The organism is Streptomyces asoensis, from assembly GCF_016860545.1.
Classification (GTDB): domain Bacteria; phylum Actinomycetota; class Actinomycetes; order Streptomycetales; family Streptomycetaceae; genus Streptomyces; species Streptomyces asoensis.
Map to the genome: position 1 here is coordinate 226452 of NZ_BNEB01000003.1, position 20404 is coordinate 246855.

14 protein-coding genes are annotated in these 20404 nt (G+C 72.0%); 9 read left to right on the forward strand and 5 right to left on the reverse strand.

Features of this window, described 5'->3' with window-relative positions:
• Positions 1–180: 180 nt before the first annotated feature.
• Positions 181–420: a heavy-metal-associated domain-containing protein gene (locus tag Saso_RS13795; protein ID WP_189918065.1), complete on the forward strand. Its 240-nt coding sequence runs from the start codon at positions 181–183 to the stop codon at positions 418–420.
• A 122-nt stretch (positions 421–542) separates the two neighbouring features.
• Positions 543–2792, forward strand: coding sequence for a heavy metal translocating P-type ATPase (locus Saso_RS13800; RefSeq protein ID WP_189918066.1), 2250 nt, complete (start codon positions 543–545; stop codon positions 2790–2792).
• Positions 2793–3540: 748 nt separating this feature from the next.
• Here the strand turns inward: Saso_RS13800 and Saso_RS13805 are convergent.
• Both Saso_RS13805 and recD2 read right to left on the reverse strand, forming a co-directional pair.
• Complete coding sequence (locus tag Saso_RS13805; protein WP_020131734.1) at positions 3541–4839, reverse strand: citrate synthase; 1299 nt, start codon at positions 4837–4839, stop codon at positions 3541–3543.
• Between the two features lie 243 nt (positions 4840–5082).
• Positions 5083–7338 (reverse strand): SF1B family DNA helicase RecD2, encoded by a 2256-nt coding sequence (recD2, locus tag Saso_RS13810; protein ID WP_189918067.1) that lies wholly within the window; start codon positions 7336–7338, stop codon positions 5083–5085.
• Positions 7339–7567: 229 nt separating this feature from the next.
• Here recD2 and Saso_RS13815 point away from each other — a divergent pair, with 229 nt between their 5' ends.
• The 6 genes from Saso_RS13815 (at position 7568) to Saso_RS13840 (ending at position 15141) form a co-directional block, all read left to right on the forward strand.
• Complete coding sequence (locus tag Saso_RS13815; protein WP_189918068.1) at positions 7568–8638, forward strand: LacI family DNA-binding transcriptional regulator; 1071 nt, start codon at positions 7568–7570, stop codon at positions 8636–8638.
• Positions 8635–10170: a sugar ABC transporter ATP-binding protein gene (locus tag Saso_RS13820; protein WP_189918069.1), complete on the forward strand. Its 1536-nt coding sequence runs from the start codon at positions 8635–8637 to the stop codon at positions 10168–10170. Before Saso_RS13815 ends, Saso_RS13820 begins: the two co-directional genes overlap by 4 nt.
• Positions 10160–12112, forward strand: coding sequence for an ABC transporter permease/substrate-binding protein (locus Saso_RS13825; RefSeq protein WP_189918070.1), 1953 nt, complete (start codon positions 10160–10162; stop codon positions 12110–12112). Before Saso_RS13820 ends, Saso_RS13825 begins: the two co-directional genes overlap by 11 nt.
• Positions 12113–12194: 82 nt before the next feature.
• The gene (gene rbsK / locus Saso_RS13830; RefSeq protein WP_189918072.1) at positions 12195–13121 is read left to right on the forward strand and encodes a ribokinase; all 927 of its coding nucleotides are present in this window, start codon (positions 12195–12197) and stop codon (positions 13119–13121) included.
• Positions 13118–13507, forward strand: coding sequence for a D-ribose pyranase (gene rbsD, locus Saso_RS13835; RefSeq protein ID WP_189918074.1), 390 nt, complete (start codon positions 13118–13120; stop codon positions 13505–13507). The genes rbsK and rbsD overlap by 4 nt, the downstream gene beginning before the upstream one ends.
• Before the next feature lie 425 nt (positions 13508–13932).
• Positions 13933–15141, forward strand: a complete 1209-nt coding sequence (locus tag Saso_RS13840; RefSeq protein ID WP_189918076.1) for an esterase/lipase family protein — start codon at positions 13933–13935, stop codon at positions 15139–15141.
• A 204-nt stretch (positions 15142–15345) separates the two neighbouring features.
• Here the strand turns inward: Saso_RS13840 and Saso_RS13845 are convergent, their stop codons facing one another.
• Genes Saso_RS13845 through Saso_RS13855 form a run of 3 tightly spaced genes read right to left on the reverse strand, consistent with a single transcriptional unit; the run spans position 15346 to position 18484 of the window.
• Complete coding sequence (locus Saso_RS13845) at positions 15346–16146, reverse strand: sugar phosphate isomerase/epimerase family protein (RefSeq protein ID WP_234483116.1); 801 nt, start codon at positions 16144–16146, stop codon at positions 15346–15348.
• A gap of 35 nt (positions 16147–16181) precedes the next feature.
• A complete protein-coding gene (locus Saso_RS13850; protein ID WP_189918080.1) occupies positions 16182–17336 on the reverse strand; it encodes a dihydrodipicolinate synthase family protein in 1155 nt (384 codons plus the stop codon).
• Positions 17333–18484, reverse strand: coding sequence for a Gfo/Idh/MocA family protein (locus Saso_RS13855; protein ID WP_189918082.1), 1152 nt, complete (start codon positions 18482–18484; stop codon positions 17333–17335). The genes Saso_RS13850 and Saso_RS13855 overlap by 4 nt, the downstream gene beginning before the upstream one ends.
• Before the next feature lie 277 nt (positions 18485–18761).
• Between Saso_RS13855 and Saso_RS13860 the strand changes: the two genes are divergently transcribed.
• Positions 18762–19808 (forward strand): LacI family DNA-binding transcriptional regulator, encoded by a 1047-nt coding sequence (locus tag Saso_RS13860; RefSeq protein ID WP_189918084.1) that lies wholly within the window; start codon positions 18762–18764, stop codon positions 19806–19808.
• Positions 19809–20404: the final 596 nt, after the last annotated feature.

Consider the following 20404-nt stretch of genomic DNA (forward strand, 5'->3'; position numbering starts at 1 on the left):
GGCCGGTCCGCCGCACGTCGGCCGCCGGCCGGCCGCCGCACGCCCGGAGAACCGCCGCACGGCCGCCCGCCCGGCGGGCCGCTTCCTTGGTTTCATACCCCCTAGGGGTATAGTGTGGGTGCACGGGGGAGGCCTCTCGCGGCCCCCACCCGCCCCACCTGCCTCCACGAGGAGAACGACATGACCGCTCGAACCGACACCCCGGGCTCCGTCACCACCGTCTACAAGGTGAGCGGCATGAGCTGCGGTCACTGCGAAGGCGCCGTCTCCGGCGAACTCTCCGAACTCTCCGGCGTCACCTCCGTGAAGGCCGTCGCCTCGACCGGCGAGGTCACGGTCGTCTCCGCTTCCGCACTCGACGAGGAGGCCGTGCGCGCCGCCGTCGACGAGGCCGGCTTCGAACTCGTCGGCCGCGCCTGAGGCACCCGCCCGACGGGCCGCGCGCCCGTCACCTCCCCTCGACACCCCTCCTCCACCACCGGGCCGTGCCGACCAGCTGATACTGGTTCCGTACGGCCCGGTCAGCTTCCTGGAGCACGGACATGACCAGCACCGCCACGGAAACCCCGACAGCCGGACAGTCCGCCCCGGACACCGAGGTCGAACTGCTCATCGGCGGAATGACCTGCGCCTCCTGCGCGGCCCGCGTCGAGAAGAAGCTCAACCGCATGGACGGCGTCACCGCGACCGTCAACTACGCGACGGAGCGGGCCAGGGTCAGCTACCCGGCCGGGACCGAGGTCGCCGACCTGATCGCCACCGTGGTGAAGACCGGGTACACGGCCGAGGAACCCGAGCCCGCGCCGCAACCGGAGCAGGCCGCCGAGGACACCCCCCGGGACCCCGGACTCGACGCACTGCGCCACCGGCTCCTCGTCTCGACGCTGCTCGCCGCACCCGTCGTCCTGCTCGCGATGATCCCCTCGCTCCAGTTCGACAACTGGCAGTGGCTCTCCCTGACGCTCGCCGCGCCCGTCGTCGTATGGGGCGGCGCACCGCTGCACAAGGCCGCCTGGACGAACCTGCGGCACGGCGCGGCCACCATGGACACCCTGGTCTCCGTGGGCACGCTGGCGGCGCTCGGCTGGTCGCTGTGGGCGCTGTTCTTCGGCGACGCGGGCATGCCCGGCATGCGCCACCCCTTCGAACTCACCGTCTCGCGCACGGACGGCGCCTCCACGATCTATCTGGAGGTCGCCGCCGGCGTCACCGTCTTCATCCTGCTCGGCCGCTACCTGGAGGCCCGCTCCAAGCGGCGCGCGGGGGCGGCGCTGCGGGCCCTGATGGAGCTGGGCGCGAAGGACGTGACGGTGCTGCGCGGCGGGAAGGAGATACGGATCCCGGTCGACCGGCTGGCGGTCGGCGACCGCTTCGTCGTCCGGCCCGGGGAGAAGGTCGCCACCGACGGGACGGTCGTGGAGGGCGCCTCCGCCGTGGACGCCTCGATGCTCACCGGCGAGTCGGTGCCGGTGGACGTGGGACCCGGTGACGCCGTCACGGGCGCCACGGTGAACGCGGCCGGCCGGCTGGTCGTCGAGGCCACCCGGATCGGCTCGGACACCCGCCTGGCGCGCATGGCACGGCTGGTCGAGGACGCCCAGAACGGCAAGGCGGAGGTGCAGCGGCTGGCCGACCGGATCTCCGGGATCTTCGTGCCCGTGGTGCTGCTGATCGCGCTCGCCACCTTCGGCGGCTGGCTCGCCGCGACGGGCGACGCGGTCGCCGCGTTCACCGCCGCCGTCGCGGTCCTGATCATCGCCTGCCCCTGCGCGCTCGGGCTCGCCACGCCCACGGCGCTGATGGTCGGCACCGGGCGCGGCGCCCAGCTCGGCATCCTCATCAAGGGACCCGAGGTCCTGGAGTCCACGCGCCGCGTCGACACCGTCGTGCTCGACAAGACCGGGACCGTCACCACCGGCCGGATGACCCTCCAGGAGGTGTACGCCGCCGACGGCACCGACGAACCGCAGCTGCTGCGGCTCGCGGGGGCCCTCGAGCACGCCTCCGAGCACCCGGTCGCCCGGGCGGTGGCCGCGGGCGCCGCGGACCGGGTCGGGGAGCTGCCGGCGGCCGAGCGGTTCGAGAACGTCCCCGGGCGCGGGGTGCGCGGGCTCGTGGAGGGCCGTGAGGTGGCCGCGGGACGGCTCTTCGACACGGTCCCGGACGACGTGGCGCGCGCGAGGAGCGAGGCGGAGCGGCGCGGCCGTACGGCCGTCGTCGTGGGGTGGGACGGTGTGGCGCGCGGTGTGCTCGCGGTCGCCGACGCGGTCAAGGAGACCAGCGCCGAGGCGGTGCGCGAGCTGCGCGCGCTGGGGCTCACCCCGGTGCTGCTGACCGGGGACAACCAGGCGGTCGCCGAGGCCGTCGCCGAGGCCGTGGGGATCGACCGGGTGATCGCCGAGGTGCTGCCCGAGGACAAGGTCGACGTCGTACGGCGGCTCCAGGACGACGGGCGGGTGGTCGCCATGGTCGGCGACGGCGTCAACGACGCGGCGGCGCTCGCCACCGCCGACCTGGGGCTCGCCATGGGCACGGGCACGGACGCGGCGATCGAGGCGAGCGACCTGACGCTGGTGCGGGGGGATCTGCGGGTGGCGGCGGACGCCATCCGGCTGTCCCGGCGCACCCTCACCACCATCAAGGGCAACCTGGTGTGGGCGTTCGGCTACAACGTGGCCGCGCTGCCGCTGGCCGCCGCGGGACTGCTGAACCCGATGATCGCGGGGGCGGCGATGGCGTTCTCGTCGGTGTTCGTGGTCACCAACAGCCTGCGGCTGCGCTCGTTCAGGTGAGAACGGGGTGAGGGACCACGGAGTGGGACCGGTGCGTGAGACGACAAGGTGAGACTGTCGTATGAGAACCCAAGTGGGACCGGGTGGATCGGGGAGACCCCTGGAGTCCTGCGCGAGCCTCACATAAGCTCTTCACAAGGCTCGCGCATCATCCTTACGCTTGGGCCCCGATCGCCGTATCCGGTCTCTTGCGCATCTAACGGACATATGCAAGAGACACAGATCACAGTGATGTGAACGTAACCATCGAAGGGCTTCGACGGTCTAAGTTGACGATGTCAGGAAGCGTCTTGGGGGGCGCGACCTGACATCTGGGGATGTCTTGGGGGACTTCCTCAGAGATGCGTTGCCGGGGCACGTACACCGGGAAGCTTTGAGCGGCCCTCCCGACGTGCGTTGTCCCGGCACATCGCACACAGCGGTGGCAGGACGGGTTCCGCCCGTTCTGCCCGACCGCGGGCCCGACAACCGAACATCGTCACAAGAAACAGCGAATTCAGGCGCTGTCCTCACAACGCCCGGCCGGATCCCGTGGGGGGAATCCGTACCGGGACATGGGAAGGCGCCCTGGTCGTCGGCCCGTGGGGGGACCGGCGCCGGGGCGCCTTCCGTATGCCCGCGCACAGGTGGACGGCCCTCCATCGACCCGCTCCCGAACCCGCACACGCGACTGCCCGGGACGCGGGGTCCCGGGCAGTCGCGGTTCAGGTCAGGGGCGCCTCATGGCAGGGCCCGTCGCCGGAAGGCGTCAGCGCTCCTCGACGGGCACGAAGTCACGCTCGACGACGCCCGTGTAGATCTGGCGCGGGCGGCCGATGCGGGAACCCGGCTCCTTGATCATCTCGTGCCACTGGGCGATCCAGCCCGGCAGCCGGCCGAGGGCGAACAGGACCGTGAACATCTCGGTCGGGAAGCCCATGGCGCGGTAGATCAGGCCGGTGTAGAAGTCGACGTTCGGGTAGAGGTTGCGCGAGACGAAGTAGTCGTCGGAGAGCGCGTGCTCCTCGAGCTTCAGGGCGATGTCCAGCAGCTCGTCGGACTTGCCGAGGGCCGACAGGACGTCGTGCGCGGCCGCCTTGATGATCTTCGCGCGCGGGTCGAAGGACTTGTACACCCGGTGGCCGAAGCCCATCAGGCGGACGCCGTCCTCCTTGTTCTTCACCTTGCGGATGAAGGAGTCGACGTCGCCGCCGTTGGCCTGGATGCCCTCGAGCATCTCCAGCACGGACTGGTTGGCGCCGCCGTGCAGCGGGCCCCACAGCGCGGAGATGCCGGCCGAGATCGACGCGAACATGTTGGCCTGGGACGAACCGACCAGACGGACCGTGGACGTCGAGCAGTTCTGCTCGTGGTCCGCGTGCAGGATGAGCAGCTTGTCGAGCGCGGAGACGACGACCGGGTCGAGCTCGTACTCCTGGGCCGGCACCGAGAACGTCATGCGCAGGAAGTTCTCGACGTAGCCGAGGTCGTTGCGCGGGTAGACGAACGGGTGGCCGATCGACTTCTTGTAGGCGTACGCGGCGATCGTCGGGAGCTTGGCGAGCAGCCGGATCGTGGAGAGGTTGCGCTGCTTCTCGTCGAACGGGTTGTGGCTGTCCTGGTAGAACGTGGACAGCGCGGACACCACCGAGGACAGCATGGCCATCGGGTGGGCGTCGCGCGGGAAGCCGCGGTAGAAGTTCTTGACGTCCTCGTGCAGCAGGGTGTGCTGGGTGATGTCGCTCTTGAAGACGGAGAGCTCGTCGACGGTCGGCAGCTCGCCGTTGATCAGCAGGTAGGCCACCTCGAGGAAGGTCGACCGCTCGGCCAGCTGCTCGATCGGGTAGCCGCGGTACCGGAGGATGCCCTGTTCGCCGTCGAGGTAGGTGATGGCGGATTTATAGGCGGCCGTGTTGCCGTAGCCGCTGTCCAGGGTCACCAGACCGGTCTGGGCGCGGAGCTTCCCGATGTCGAAGCCCTTGTCGCCGACGGTGCTGTCGATCACCGGGTAGGTGTACTCGCCGTCGCCGAACCGCAGTACTACAGCGTTGTTGGTGTGCTCGCTCACGTCATCCCTCACCGACGTTGTGCCTCTTCTTCGAGGTTGCCCTGACTGTCTTCTACCATCCCCCATTTGGCGCACGAGAGTGCACTCGGGGTCGACCATTGGGCTTATCGGCGGCACTCAGTGCCGCCAACCCGCTCATCCTGCCGCCTTCGTCACAGTTGGGGAAGTGCTCTGTGACCTTCGTGACTCATTTGATCGATCATTTCTTGTGACATGCCCGAAGATCCGCCGGGACGACCGCGGTCAGCGGCCCGCGAGCCGGAAGTCGAGCGCCGTGCAGCGGCGGCCCGCCGAGACGGTGCGCACCGCCTGACCGATCGCCTTGCGTGAACCCACGAGCACGACCAGCTTCTTGGCGCGGGTCACGGCCGTATACAGAAGGTTCCGTTGAAGCATCATCCATGCTCCGGTGGTGACGGGGATCACCACCGCGGGATATTCACTTCCCTGTGAACGGTGGATGGTCACCGCGTAGGCGTGGGCGAGCTCGTCCAGCTCGTCGAAGTCGTACGGGACCTCCTCGTCCTCGTCGGTCAGGACCGTCAGGCGCTGGTCGACCGGATCGAGCGAGGTCACGACGCCCACGGTGCCGTTGAAGACGCCGTTCTCCCCCTTGTCGTAGTTGTTGCGGATCTGGGTCACCTTGTCGCCGACCCGGAACACCCGGCCGCCGAACCGCTTCTCGGGCACGTCGGGCCGCCCCGGGGTGACCGCCTGCTGGAGCAGGCCGTTGAGGGCGCCGGCGCCCGCCGGGCCGCGGTGCATGGGGGCCAGGACCTGCACGTCCCGGCGCGGGTCCAGACCGAACTTCGCCGGGATCCGCCGGGCGGCCACGTCCACGGTGAGGCGGCCCGTCTCCTCCGTGTCGTCCTCCACGAAGAGGAAGAAGTCCTTCATGCCGTCCGTGAGCGGGTGCTGCCCCGCGTTGATCCGGTGCGCGTTGGTGACCACACCGGACTGCTGGGCCTGCCGGAACACACGCGTGAGGCGCACGGCGGGCACCGGACTGCCGTCGGCGAGCAGATCGCGCAGCACCTCCCCCGCGCCGACGCTGGGCAGCTGGTCGACGTCCCCGACGAAGAGCAGATGCGCGCCCGGGGGCACGGCCTTGACCAGCTTGTTGGCGAGGAGCAGGTCCAGCATCGACGCCTCGTCGACCACGACCAGGTCGGCGTCGAGCGGGCGGTCGCGGTCGTAGGCCGCGTCACCGCCGGGCCTGAGCTCCAGCAGGCGATGGACGGTGGAGGCCTCGGCGCCGGTCAGCTCGGCCAGGCGCTTGGCGGCGCGGCCGGTGGGAGCAGCCAGCACGACCTTCGCCCTGCGCGCGCGGGCGAGCTCCACGATCGAGCGGACGGTGAAGGACTTGCCGCAGCCCGGGCCGCCGGTGAGCACGGCGACCTTCTCGGTCAGGGCGAGCCGCACCGCCGCCTCCTGCTCGGGCGCGAGGTCGGTCCGCGTGCGGGACTTCAGCCAGGCCAGCGCCTTGTCCCAGGCCACCTCACGGAAGGCCGGCATCCGGTCCTCCTCGGCGCGCAGCAGCCCCAGCAGCCGTCCGGCGAGGGAGAGTTCGGCGCGGTGGAAGGGGACCAGGTAGACGGCGGTGACGGGGTCGCCGCCGTCGGCCGCGGGGACCTTCTCCCGCACGACCCCGGGGTCCCCGCCCTCCTCGGACGGCGCCGCGAGATCGGCGAGGCACTCGATGACGAGCCCGGTGTCGACCTGGAGGAGCTTGACCGCGTCGGCGATCAGGCGCTCCTCGGGGAGGTAGCAGTGCCCCTGGTCGGTGGCCTGCGACAGCGCGTACTGGAGGCCGGCCCCGACGCGCTCCGGGCTGTCGTGCGGGATGCCGACCGACCGGGCGATCTTGTCGGCGGTGAGGAAGCCGATGCCCCAGACGTCGGCGGCGAGCCGGTAGGGCTGGTTCTTCACTACGGAGATCGAGGCGTCGCCGTACTTCTTGTAGATGCGGACCGCGATGGACGTGGACACCTCGACGGTCTGGAGGAAGAGCATGACCTCCTTGATCGCCTTCTGCTCCTCCCAGGCGTCGGCGATCTTCTTCGTGCGTTTCGGGCCGAGTCCCGGCACCTCGACGAGCCGCTTCGGCTCCTCCTCGATGATCTTCAGGGTGTCCATGCCGAAGTGCCGGGTGATGCGGTCGGCGAAGACCGGGCCGATGCCCTTGACCAGGCCCGAACCCAGGTAGCGGCGGATGCCCTGGACGGTGGCGGGCAGCACGGTCGTGTAGTTCTCGACCGTGAACTGCTTGCCGTACTGCGGGTGGGAACCCCAGCGGCCCTCCATGCGCAGCGACTCGCCGACCTGGGCGCCCAGCAGCGCGCCCACGACCGTGAGCAGGTCGCCGCCGCCCCGGCCGGTGTCCACGCGGGCGACCGTGTAGCCGGTCTCCTCGTTCGCGTACGTGATGCGCTCGAGCACACCCTCCAGCGCGGCCGTACGCCGCTCTCCCGCCTGGGCGGCCCCCGCCTGATCGGTCATGACCCGACGTTACCGCCCGGCACCGACAGCCCCGGGGCGGGAGCCGGACCGCCCGGCCGCGGACGGCGGGGCCCTCCGGCGGCCCCGTTCATCACGATCCGGTCTCGGGATCTGGTTGAGGGCTTGATTAATACCCGTGTAATCGATTCCAATCCTCCGTACACGCCGATGTAATCGATTCCATGACCTCGGCGTCCGTGAACCGAGTCCACAAGGAGGTGGGGCGGCGATGGCGAGCATCAAGGACGTCGCGGCCGAGGCGGGGGTCTCCGTCGCCACGGTCTCGCGCGTCCTGAACGACCATCCGTCGGTCAGCGACGACGCACGCACGCGTGTCCTGGCCGCCGTCGAGACCCTGGGCTACCGCCCGAACGCCGTCGCCCGCTCCCTGCGCACCGACCAGACCCGCACCCTCGGCCTGGTCATCAGCGACGTGCTCAACCCGTACTTCACCGAGCTGGCCCGATCCGTCGAGGAGGAGGCCCGTTCGCTCGGCTACAGCGTCATCATCGGCAACGCCGACGAACGGCCCGACCTCCAGGACCACCACATACGGACCCTGCTGGACCGCCGGATCGACGGCCTCCTCGTCTCCCCCACCGACGGCGGCTCGCCGCTGATCCTCGACGCGGCGCGCGGCGGGACGCCGATGGTCTTCGTCGACCGGTGGATCCCGGGCGTGGAGGTGCCCGTGGTGCGGGCCGACGGACGCGCCGCCGTGCGTGACCTCGTGGCGCATCTGCACGCGCTGGGCCACCGCAGGCTGGCCATCATCGCGGGGCCCGCCGCCACCACCACCGGCAGCGAGCGCGTCGAGGCCTTCCGGGCCGCGCTGGCCGAGTACGGACTGCCGCTCCCGGACGCCTACACGGGCCAGGGCGACTTCCAGGCCGAGAGCGGACGCAGGGTCACCGAGGGCTTCCTCGATCTGCCCGAACCGCCCGAGGTCGTGTTCGCCGCCGACAACCTGATGGCGCTGGGCGCGCTCGACGCCGTACGCGCGCGTGGGCTGCGCGTGCCGGACGACCTCGCGCTCGCCGCGTTCGACGACATCCCGTGGTTCGTGCACACCGATCCGCCCGTCACGGCGATCGCCCAGCCCACCGGTGAACTCGGACGGGCGGCCGTACGGGCGCTCGTCGACCGCATCGAGGGACGGCCCCCGCAGTCCGTCACCCTCGCCGCCCGGCTCGTCGCCCGCCGCTCGTGCGGCGAGCCCGCGCCCCAGGAGCCGCCCGGCCCCGAGGGGTTCCCCGCCCCTCAGGAGCCGTCCCCCGCAACGAACAGGAGCCAGACGTGAGCAACGCGGACGAGTTGCTGCGCATCGAGGGCATACGCAAGACCTTCCCCGGCGTGGTCGCGCTGGACAGCGTCGACTTCGACCTGCGCCGGGGCGAGGTGCACGTGCTGCTCGGTGAGAACGGCGCGGGCAAGAGCACCCTCATCAAGATGCTCTCCGGCGCCTACCGGCCCGACGCGGGCCGGATCCTGGCCGGCGGCGAGGAGGTGCGCATCCACGGCGCGCAGGACTCCGAGCGCCTCGGGATCGCCACCATCTACCAGGAGTTCAACCTCGTCCCCGATCTGACGGTCGCCGAGAACATCTTCCTGGGACGGCAACCGCGCCGCTTCGGGATGATCGACCGCAAGCGGATGGAGGCCGAGGCGGCCGTCCTGCTGGAGCGGGTCGGGGTCCGGGTGTCGCCGCGCACGCGCGTGCGTGAACTCGGCATCGCCCGCCTCCAGATGGTGGAGATCGCCAAGGCCCTCAGCCTGGACGCGCGCGTGCTGATCATGGACGAGCCGACCGCCGTGCTGACCTCCGAGGAGGTCGAGAAGCTCTTCGCCATCGTGCGCAGGCTGCGCGAGGACGGCGTCGGCATCGTCTTCATCACGCACCACCTCGACGAGATCGCGGCCCTCGGCGACCGGGTCACGGTCATCCGGGACGGCCGCAGCGTCGGCCAGGTCCCGGCCTCCACCCCCGAGGACGAGCTCGTGCGGCTCATGGTGGGCCGTTCCATCGAGCAGCAGTACCCGAGGGAGCGCGCCGGCGCGGGAGACGCGCTGCTGTCCGTCGAGGGCCTGACCCGCGACGGCGTCTTCCACGACGTCGGCTTCGAGGTGCACGCCGGTGAGGTCGTCGGTGTCGCCGGGCTCGTCGGAGCGGGCCGCACCGAGGTCGTCCGGGCCGTCTTCGGGGCGGACCCCTACGACCGGGGGACCGTCCGCGTCGGCGGCACGGCCCTGCCCCGGCACGACGTGAACGCCGCCATGGCGGCCGGCATCGGGCTCGTGCCCGAGGACCGCAAGGGCCAGGGGCTGGTGCTCGACCAGTCGGTCGAGGAGAACCTCGGGCTCGTGACCATGCGGGCCTCCGCCCGCGCCGGGCTGGTCGACCTGAAGGGCCGGCACGAGTCGGCCGGACGGATCGCCGCGCAGCTGAACGTGCGGATGGCCGGTCTCGGCCAGCAGGTGCGCACGCTGTCCGGCGGCAACCAGCAGAAGGTCGTCATCGGCAAGTGGCTGCTCGCCGACACCAAGGTGCTGATCCTCGACGAGCCGACGCGCGGGATCGACGTCGGCGCGAAGGTCGAGATCTACCAGCTGATCAACGAACTGACGGCCGCCGGTGCCGCCGTCCTGATGATCTCCAGCGACCTGCCCGAGGTGCTCGGCATGAGCGACCGGGTGCTGGTCATGGCCCAGGGCCGGATCGCCGGCGAACTGTCGGCCGACGAGGCCACGCAGGACTCCGTCATGGCACTGGCCGTCGGCACCACCACTCCCACCCCCACCGACAACGAACTGGAGGCCGGCCATGGCCGCTGAGACGCTCAAGAGCGGGACGGGCGCCGGTGGCGCCACGGCGGTCCGCCGTCTGCTCCTCGACAACGGCGCGCTGACCGCGCTGATCGTGCTCGTCATCGCCATGTCGGCGCTGTCGGGCGACTTCCTGACCACGGACAACCTGCTCAACGTGGGTGTCCAGGCGGCCGTGACCGCCATCCTCGCCTTCGGCGTCACCTTCGTGATCGTCTCGGCCGGCATCGACCTGTCGGTCGGCTCGGTGGCGGCCCTGTCGGCCACCGTGCTGGCCTGGAGCGCCACCCAGCACGGCGTACCGGTGGCGGTCGCGGTGGTCCTGGCCGTCGCCACCGGCATCGCGGCCGGCCTGGTGAACGGTTTCCTCATCGCCTACGGCAAGCTGCCGCCGTTCATCGCGACGCTCGCGATGCTGTCGGTGGCGCGCGGACTGTCGCTGGTGATCTCCGAGGGCTCCCCGATCGCCTTCCCCGACTCGGTCTCCCACCTCGGTGACACCCTCGGCGGCTGGCTGCCGGTGCCGGTGATCGTGATGGTCGTGGCGGGTCTGATCGCCGCGTTCGTGCTCGGCCGGACGTACATCGGCCGTTCCATGTACGCCATCGGGGGCAACGAGGAGGCGGCCCGGCTGTCGGGGCTGCGGGTGCGCAGGCAGAAGCTCGCGATCTACGCGCTGTCCGGTGTGTTCGCGGCCGCGGCCGGCATCGTGCTCGCCTCCCGGCTGTCCTCCGCGCAGCCGCAGGCCGCCGACGGTTACGAGCTCGACGCGATCGCCGCCGTCGTCATCGGCGGTGCCTCCCTCGCGGGCGGCACCGGCAAGGCGTCCGGCACGCTGATCGGCGCGCTGATCCTCGCGGTGCTGCGCAACGGGCTCAACCTGCTGTCGGTGTCCGCGTTCTGGCAGCAGGTCGTCATCGGCGTCGTCATCGCGCTGGCCGTGCTGCTCGACACCGTGCGCCGCAAGGCGGGGGCGACCCCGATGGCGGCCGGGACGGGCAGCGGGGGCGGCAAGGGCCGGCAGGCGGCGACCTACGGTCTCGCGGCCGTGGTCACCGTGGCGGTGGTCGGCGCGACGTCCTTCCTGCACGGCGGCACCACCTCGGGCACGAACCCCAAGGTCGGCCTGGCGCTGTCCACGCTCAACAACCCGTTCTTCGTGCAGATCCAGTCGGGCGCGAAGGCCGAGGCGAAGAAGCTGGGCGTGGACCTGACGGTCACCGACGCCCAGAACGACGCCTCGCAGCAGGCCAACCAGCTCCAGAACTTCACCAGCTCCGGCCTCGACTCGATCATCGTCAACCCGGTGGACTCGGACGCGGCGAGCAACTCGGTGAAGGCCGCCGACAAGGCGAAGATCCCGGTCATCGCGGTCGACCGGGGCGTCAACAAGGCCACCGTGGACGCGCTGGTCGCCTCCGACAACGTGGCGGGCGGCGAACTGGCCGCCAGGACGGTCGCCGAGAAGCTGGGCGGCACCGGCAAGATCGTGATCCTCCAGGGCCAGGCGGGCACCTCCGCGGCGCGCGAGCGGGCGGAAGGTTTCGCCAAGGGGCTCAAGGCCTACCCCGGCATCCAGGTGCTGGCCCAGCAGCCGGCCGACTTCGACCGCACCAAGGGCCTCGACGTGATGTCGAACCTGCTCCAGGCCCACCCGGACGTCCAGGGCGTCATCGCCGCCAACGACGAGATGGCCCTCGGCGCGATCAAGGCGCTGGGTGCGAAGGCCGGCAAGTCCGTCCAGGTCGTCGGCTTCGACGGCACGCCGGACGGGCTGACCGCCGTCGAGAACGGCACGCTGTACGCGTCGGTGGCGCAGCAGCCGTCCCAGCTGGGCAGGATCGCTGTGGACAACGCGCTGAAGGCGTTGCAGGGCAAGAAGGTCGAGCAGACGGTCAAGGTGCCGGTGAAGGTGGTCACGAAGGAGAACGTGGCCGGGTTCAGCGGCTGACATCCGGCGAGCGGGCGGACGGTCGTCCCGGGGGCTTCCCGGGCACCGTCCGCCCCGAGTCACGTATCAGGGGAGTCATTTCATGTACGACCACGACCTTCTGGTCGTAGGGTCCGCCAACGCCGACCTGGTGATCGGCGTCGAGCGCAGGCCCGCCGCCGGGGAGACGGTCCTCGGTTCCGACCTGGCGGTCCATCCCGGCGGCAAGGGCGCGAACCAGGCCGTCGCGGCCGCCCGGCTCGGGGCCCGTACGGCCCTGCTGGCCCGGGTCGGCGACGACGCGTACGGGCGGCTGCTGCTCGACTCCCAGCGGGCGGCCGGGGTCGACACGGCCGGCGTCCTGGAGGGCGGGGCCCCGACGGGCGTCGCGCTGATCACCGTGGACCCGTCGGGCGACAACAGCATCGTGGTGTCACCGGGTGCCAACGGGCACCTCACCCCGGCCGACGTCCGCGCGGCGGCCGGGCTGGTCCGCGCCTCCCGTGTGGTGTCGGCGCAGCTGGAGATCCCGCTGGAGACGGTCGTGGAGGTCGTGCGGAGTCTGGCGCCGGGCAGCCGGTTCGTGCTGAACCCGTCCCCGCCGCGGCCCCTGCCGGCCGAGGTGCTGGCGGCCTGCGACCCGCTGATCGTCAACGAGCACGAGGCGGCGGTCATCCTCGGCGAGGAGCGCTCCGGCGCGGATCCCGAGGACTGGGCGCGGACCCTGCTGGCCAGGGGTCCGCGGTCGGTGGTCGTGACGCTGGGCGCGCAGGGCGCGTTGGTGGCGTCCGCGGAGGGGGTCACGCGGGTGCCGTCGGTGCGGGTGGACGCCGTGGACACGACGGGTGCCGGTGACTCCTTCACGGCGGCGCTGGCGTGGCGGCTGGGTACGGGTTCGTCCCTGGCCGAGGCCGCGGCGTACGCGGCGCGGGTGGGGGCGGTGGCCGTGACGCGGCGGGGCGCGCAGGAGTCGTTCCCCACGGCAGACGAGGTCGAGGCGCTCACCGGCGAAGAGGGCGGGGTCCGGTGAAGAAGGCCGGGATACTCAACCGGCATCTCGCCGGCGCGCTGGCCGGTCTGGGCCACGGGGACGGGGTGCTGGTGTGCGACGCCGGGATGCCGATCCCGGACGGGCCGCGGGTCGTGGACCTGGCCTTCCGGGCGGGGGTGCCGTCGTTCGCCGAGGTGGTCGACGGGCTGCTCGACGAGCTGGTCGTGGAGGGCGCCACGGCGGCGGCCGAGGTCCGGGAGGCCAATCCGGCGGCGGCCGCGCTGCTGGACGGGCACTTCCCGGAGCTGGACCTGGTCGCGCACGAGGAGCTGAAGCGGCTGTCGGCGGGGGCGCGGCTGGTGGTGCGGACCGGGGAGGCCCGGCCGTACGCGAACGTGCTGCTGCGGTGCGGGGTGTTCTTCTGATCGCGGCCACCGGCGGAAAAGCTTCGAGGGGGCCCGGTCCGTCGACCCGGCCCCCTCGGCTCTTCCCCTCCGCACCAGAACCCCCGCGATCCCCCCGGATCCCCCTCCAGAAGCCCTGATGCCGAGTACGACGGCCGAAGGCGCGCAAGGGTTGCACGGCTCGCGCAAGATCTTCGGCGGCCCGGGCGCGGACGGCGCAGGTCGTGCCGACGCGTCCGGCGGCAGCCGGACGGCACGTCGGCGACACCCGGCGATGTGAACGCCCGGGCGAACAGAACAAGCCAGGGGCACATGCCAGGCGCACCAAACACCTCGCGGGCACTTTGCATCACTTGGAATGAACCCCGCAGGTCAAACGGGTGACGAGGCGAAATCGCCCCCCATGATGTGATCGTTCCCCCACCCCTCCCACGAGGAGCACGACCATGTCCGAGACCGCCGAGCCCAACGCCGGCACGTTCACCCTCGGTACCCCGCCGACGACCGCGTCCCCCACCGCGGTCACCGTTCCCGAGCACGAGGAATGGCCGTTGCCGAACGGCTTCGCCTGGGTGTTCCCCGGCGAGGACAACGGCGGCGGCATCCGCCGTCCCGTCATCATGGCCGACGGCTTCAACCTCGGCCGCAGCGAGCTCGACAAGCTCTACCAGGGGCTGGAGGGCGGCGAGTTCCCGCTCGTCAGCGAGCTGCGCCGGCGGAACCGGGACGTGATCCTGGTCGGCTTCGAGGAGCGCAGCGCGTCCATCCTGACCAACGCGGAGACGGCCACGGCCGCCATCATGCGGGCGCACGCGGAGCAGCTGGGGGACGCCCGGCTGGTCGTCGGCGGGTTCAGCATGGGCGGCATCGTCACCCGCTACGCGCTGACCCGGCTCGAGATGCAGCGCATGGACCACCGGACCGGCCTGTACTTCTCCTGGGACAGCCCGCACCGCGGCGCGTCCATCCCGGTCGGCGTGCAGGCGTTCGCGTACTTCATCCCGTTCCCGAACGACTTCGCGAAGCAGATGAACAGCCCGGCGGCCCGTCAGATGCTGTGGCGTCACTACGACAAGGACACCGGCAAGATCGGCGTCGCCCCGGAGCGCACGGAGTTCCTGGCCGAGCTGGAGCGGATCGGCAACTGGCCGCGGATCCCCCGGTTGCTCGGCCTCGCCAACGGCCGCGCCGACGGGGTCGGCCTGCCCGAGGTCAAGCCCGGCGAGGTCGCCCTGAGGGTGGACGGGATCTACCCCGGCACCACCTTCTACACGCAGGCCCAGGGCGACGACGTCACGGCCGCCTACCTCAAGCGGCGGCTCCCCCAGGCCGAGAAGACCGTCACCACCAACGGCTTCCCGGAGCTGGACGGTGCACCGGGCGGCACCCTGCACACCTACGAGATCCTCGCCGACACCCTGCGCAAGCTCGGGGGCACGGTGGATCTGCGGCACGAGGACGTGTGCTTCGTCCCGTCGGTGAGCGCGGTCGCCGTCCGCGACATCGAGAAGCAGTCCGACCTGTACGTGAACATCGACGAACTCTCGCCGGAAGAGAGCGAGTTCGACGACTTCGTCCTGTCGTCGACCACCACGCCGCACACGGCCATCAGCGAGGAGCTCTGCACCTGGCTGCTGGACCGGCTGCCCGACTGATCCGGGCGGCAGGTGCGGATGCCCCGGGCCGGGGCGGCGGCGGTCGGGCCGCGCACGGCCCCGGGGCCACCGGGCCGACGGCCGCCGGGTTCGGGGATGCCCCCGGCGGCCGTCCTGCGGAACGACGCAGATGACGCAGATGACGCGGACGGTGCCACGCAGACCTGGGGACGGGGGCGGCGCCCCCGGCGGGTCGCGGTCCGGTCAGCCCGCCGTGTGCCGCACGAAGCGCTCCGCCGTCTGCGCGAGGACCTCGCGGCCGTCGCGGGCCCACAGCCCGTCGTTGAACAGCTCGACCTCCACGGCGCCCGTGTAACCGGCCCGCGTCACATGGCCGAGCCACTCGCGCATGTCGATCGAGCCGTCGCCGATCTGACCGCGGCCGTTCAGCACACCCTCCGGCAGCGGGGTCGTCCAGTCGGCGAGCTGGAAGGTGTGGATACGGCCGCCCGCGCCCGCCCGGGCGATCTGGGCGGGCGCCCGGTCGTCCCACCAGATGTGGTACGTGTCGACGGTGACGCCGACCTGGTGGGCGGGGAAGCGTTCGGCCAGGTCCAGGGCCTGCGTGAGCGTCGAGACCACACAGCGGTCGGCGGCGTACATGGGGTGCAGGGGCTCGATCGCCAGCTTCACCCCGTGCTCCTCGGCGTAGGGGCCGAGGACCGTCAGTGCGTCGGCGATGCGTTCGCGGGCGCCGTGCAGGTCCTTCGATCCGGCCGGGAGGCCGCCGGAGACCAGGACCAGCACCTCGGTGCCGAGCGCCGCCGCCTCGTCCACCGCGCGCCGGTTGTCGGCCAGCGCGGCGGCCCGCTCGTCCGGGTCGAGCGCCGTGAGGAAGCCTCCGCGGCAGAGCGTGGTCACGGTCAGGCCCGCGTCGCGGACCAGTTTCGCCGTCTCCTCCACACCGAACGCCTGCACCGGCTCGCGCCACAGGCCGACGTTCGTCACCCCCAGGTCACCGCAGGCGGCGACCAGTTCGGGCATCGACAGCTGCTTCACCGTCATCTGGTTGATGGAGAAGCGGGTCAGGTCGCGGTCGCTCACCGGGCCACTCCGTACAGGGCGAGCAGGTTCCTCATCCGTTCCTCGGCGAGCTTGGGGTCGGGGAACAGGCCCAGACCGTCGGCGAGTTCGTAGGCGCGGGCGAGGTGCGGGAGGGAGCGGGCCGACTGGAGGCCGCCGACCATCGTGAAGTGCGACTGGTGGCCGGCCAGCCAGGCCAGGAAGACCACACCCGTCTTGTAGAAGCGGGTGGGCGCCCGGAAGAGGTGGCGCGAGAGGTCGACGGTCGGGTCGAGGAGGGCACGGAATCCCGCCGTGTCGCCCGTGTCGAGGACCCGGACCGCCTGGGCCGCCAGCGGGCCCAGCGGGTCGAAGATGCCGAGGAGGGCGTGGCTGAAGCCCTTCTCGTCGCCCGCGATCAGCTCGGGGTAGTTGAAGTCGTCGCCGGTGTAGCAGCGGACGCCCTGGGGCAGCCTGCGGCGGATGTCGATCTCCCGCCCGGCGTCCAGCAGCGAGACCTTGATGCCTTCCACCTTGTCCGGGTGGGCGGCGATGACCTCCAGGAAGGTGTCGGTGGCCGCGTCGAGGTCGCTCGTCCCCCAGTAGCCCTCCAGCGCCGGGTCGAACATCGGGCCCAGCCAGTGCAGGACCACCGGCTCCGAGGCCTGGCGCAGGAGGTGTCCGTAGACGTCGAGGTAGTCCTCGGGGCCCGACGCGGCCGCCGCCAGGGCACGGGACGCCATCAGGATGGACCGGGCGCCGGAGGCCTCGACGAGGGCGAGCTGCTCCTCGTAGGCCGCGCGGACCTCGGCCAGGGTCGCGGGGCCGGTGAGCTGGTCGGTGCCGACGCCGCAGGCGACGAGACCGCCCACGGACTTCGCCTCGGCGGCGGAGCGGCGGATCAGCTCGGCCGCGCCCGCCCAGTCCAGGCCCATGCCGCGCTGGGCGGTGTCCATCGCCTCGGCGACGCCGAGTCCGTGCGACCACAGGTGCCGACGGAAGGCGAGGGTGGCGTCCCAGTCGATCGCGGCGGGCGAGTCGGGCGTGGTGTCGGCGAACGGGTCCGCGACGACGTGCGCCGCGGAGAAGACCGTACGGGAGGTGAAGGGCGCGCCGGCGGTGAGGGCGAGGGACTCGGTGCGGGGCTCGTAGGTCCGCAGGCTCCCGTCGGCGCCCGGCAGCTGGATCGTCACAGCGTGACCTCCGGGACGTCCAGGCGCAGGCCCTCGGACGAGGACTTCAGGCCGAGCTCGGCGAGCTGGACGCCACGGGCGCCGGCCAGCAGGTCCCAGTGGTAGGGCGCGTCGGCGTAGACGTGCTTGAGGAACAGCTCCCACTGCGCCTTGAAGCCGTTGTCGAACTCGCCGTTGTCCGGCACCTCCTGCCACTGGTCGCGGAAGACCTCGGTGGCGGGGATGTCGGGGTTCCAGACCGGCTTGGGGGTCGCGCTGCGGTGCTGGACGCGGCAGTTGCGCAGGCCGGCGACGGCCGAACCCTCCGTGCCGTCGACCTGGAACTCCACGAGTTCGTCGCGGTTGACCCGGACCGCCCAGGAGGAGTTGATCTGGGCGATGGCGCCGCCGTCGAGTTCGAAGATGCCGTAGGCGGCGTCGTCGGCGGTGGCGTCGTAGGGCTTGCCGTTCTCGTCCCAGCGCTGCGGGATGTGGGTGGTGGCGACAGCCTGGACGGACTTCACCCGGCCGAACAGCTCGTGCAGCACGTACTCCCAGTGCGGGAACATGTCGACGACGATGCCCCCGCCGTCCTCGGCGCGGTAGTTCCACGACGGGCGCTGGGCGGCCTGCCAGTCGCCCTCGAAGACCCAGTAGCCGAACTCGCCGCGCACGGACAGGATCCGGCCGAAGAAGCCGCCGTCGATGAGGCGCTTCAGCTTGAGCAGGCCGGGGAGGAACAGCTTGTCCTGGACGACGCCGTGCTTGATGCCCGCGGCGGAGGCCAGGCGGGCCAGTTCGAGGGCTCCGTCGAGGCCGGTGGCCGTCGGCTTCTCGGTGTAGATGTGCTTGCCGGCGGCGATGGCCTTCTTGATCGCCTCCTCGCGGGCCGAGGTGACCTGGGCGTCGAAGTAGATGTCGACGGTGGGGTCCGCGAGGACCGCGTCGACGTCGGTCGAGACGTGTTCGAGGCCGTGCCGCTCGGCGAGCGCCCGCAGGGCGTGCTCGCGGCGGCCGACGAGGATGGGTTCCGGCCACAGCACCGTGCCGTCGCCGAGGTCGAGGCCGCCCTGTTCGCGCAGGGCCAGGATGGATCGTACGAGGTGCTGGCGGTAGCCCATGCGCCCCGTCACGCCGTTCATGGCGATACGCACCGTCTTGCGTGTCACGTCGGTCCCTTCGTGGGCGTTGTCCGCGGTTGTCGCGCGCCGCGTACGCCTCTTCCTGATCAGCGTGACAGCAAGCGCTTTCTATATAAGAGGAAGTTAGCCTCTGACCAGTGGTCCGGACAAGACCGTGTCCATCCTGAGTTGTTCGAGGGGGCGAACAACTGGCCTGCCGGGCCGTAAGGTCTGCTCGACACGCCCGGAACCAGGCCCCCCGGGGCCGCTGTCTACCTGGGCGTACGACGACGTACGACGAGATGCGTGACCGGAGGACGAGTAGATGACGGTGACCCTGGCGGACGTGGCGGCCCGCGCGCAGGTCTCGCCCGCGACGGTGTCGCGCGTGCTGAACGGGAACTACCCCGTCGCCGCTTCCACCCGGGAGCGGGTGCTGCGGGCGGTCGACGAACTGGACTACGTGCTGAACGGGCCGGCGAGCGCGCTGGCCGCGGCGACGTCCGACCTGGTCGGCATCCTGGTGAACGACATCGCGGACCCCTTCTTCGGGATCATGGCGAGCGCGATCCAGGCGGAGATCGGCGGGCCGGGCGGCCGGGCCGGCGGCGAACGGCTCGCGGTGGTCTGCAACACCGGGGGCTCGCCGGAGCGCGAGCTGACCTACCTGACGCTCCTTCAGCGGCAGCGGGCCGCGGCCGTGGTGCTGACCGGCGGGGCCATGGAGAACGAGCCGCACGCGGCGGCGGTGGCGGCGAAGCTGCGGCGGCTGGGCGAGGCGGGGACCCGCGTGGTGCTGTGCGGCCGGCCGCCCGCGCCGGAGACCGGCGCGATCGCGCTGACCTTCGACAACCGCGGCGGCGGCCGGGAGCTGACCGAGCATCTGATCGGGCTCGGGCACCGGCGGCTCGGCTACATCGCGGGCCCCGAGGAGCGGACGACCACGCGCCACCGGCTCGAGGGCCACCGGGCGGCGCTGGCCGCGGCCGGCATCGAGGAGGACCCCCGCTGGACCGTCCACGGACGCTACGACCGGCGGGCCGGCTACGAGGCGACGCTGGAGCTGCTGCGCCGGGACCCCTCGCTGACGGCGGTCGTCGCCGCGAACGACTCCGTCGCGCTCGGCGCCTGCGCGGCGCTACGCGAGTCCGGCCTGCGCATCCCGGACGACGTCTCGGTGGCCGGTTTCGACGACCTCCCCTTCAGCATCGACGCGGTGCCCTCCCTCACGACGGTCCGGCTGCCGCTGGCCGAGGCCGGAGCACGGGCGGGCCGTATCGCCATGGGCCGTGAGGAGCCGCCGCCGGGCGGCATCGCCACGGTGCGGGGCGAGTTGATGGTGCGGGGGTCCTCGGGAAGCCCGCGCACCTGAGGGGGCGTGGGGCCGCGGGTGCTCCGCCGCTGCCTCGCGGCGCGGTGGATCAGGCCGGCGGGGCCGGGTGGTGTGCCGGGACGGAGGGTGCACCGGGACGGAGGGTGTGCCGGCACGGAGGGTGTGCCGGCACGGGCGGTGGGCCGGGATGCACGGCGTTCCGGCGGTGTGCCGGGACGGACGGTCTGCCGGGACGGGCGGCGGGGTGGGACGGACGGGCAAGGTGGGACGGGGGTGCCGCGTGGGCCCGGGTCCGGTGGATGACTCGGCCGCAGTCCGGCGGGCCTCTCGGGCGGAGCCCGGTGGGTCCGTGGGGCGGAGCCCGGCGGAGCCCGGTGGGTCCGTGGGGCGGAGCCCGGCGGAGCCCGGCGGAGCCCGGTGGGTCCGTGGGGTGGGGGCCGGTGGGCTCTCGGGCGGAGCCCGGTGGGCTCGTGGGACGGGGTCTGGTAGGTCCCTCGGGTGGGGCCGGTGGGGCCCTCGGGCGGAGCCCGGTCGGGGGGCGGTGGGTTCCTGGGCCGAGGGCCGGTGCGCCCGTGGGGCGGGGGGGCGGTGGCCCGTCGGGTGATGGCCGGTGGGTCCCTCGGGCGGAGCCCGGA

Bases quoted from the DNA above. Each gene is read 5' to 3' on its own strand.
- Saso_RS13795 (WP_189918065.1), top strand. From the start codon at position 181: ATGACCGCTCGAACCGACACCCCGGGCTCCGTCACCACCGTCTACAAG.
- Saso_RS13800 (WP_189918066.1), top strand. From the start codon at position 543: ATGACCAGCACCGCCACGGAAACCCCGACAGCCGGACAGTCCGCCCCG.
- recD2 (WP_189918067.1), bottom strand. From the start codon at position 7,338: ATGACCGATCAGGCGGGGGCCGCCCAGGCGGGAGAGCGGCGTACGGCC.
- Saso_RS13815 (WP_189918068.1), top strand. From the start codon at position 7,568: ATGGCGAGCATCAAGGACGTCGCGGCCGAGGCGGGGGTCTCCGTCGCC.
- Saso_RS13825 (WP_189918070.1), top strand. From the start codon at position 10,160: ATGGCCGCTGAGACGCTCAAGAGCGGGACGGGCGCCGGTGGCGCCACG.
- rbsK (WP_189918072.1), top strand. From the start codon at position 12,195: ATGTACGACCACGACCTTCTGGTCGTAGGGTCCGCCAACGCCGACCTG.
- Saso_RS13840 (WP_189918076.1), top strand. From the start codon at position 13,933: ATGTCCGAGACCGCCGAGCCCAACGCCGGCACGTTCACCCTCGGTACC.
- Saso_RS13845 (WP_234483116.1), bottom strand. From the start codon at position 16,146: ATGACGGTGAAGCAGCTGTCGATGCCCGAACTGGTCGCCGCCTGCGGT.
- Saso_RS13860 (WP_189918084.1), top strand. From the start codon at position 18,762: ATGACGGTGACCCTGGCGGACGTGGCGGCCCGCGCGCAGGTCTCGCCC.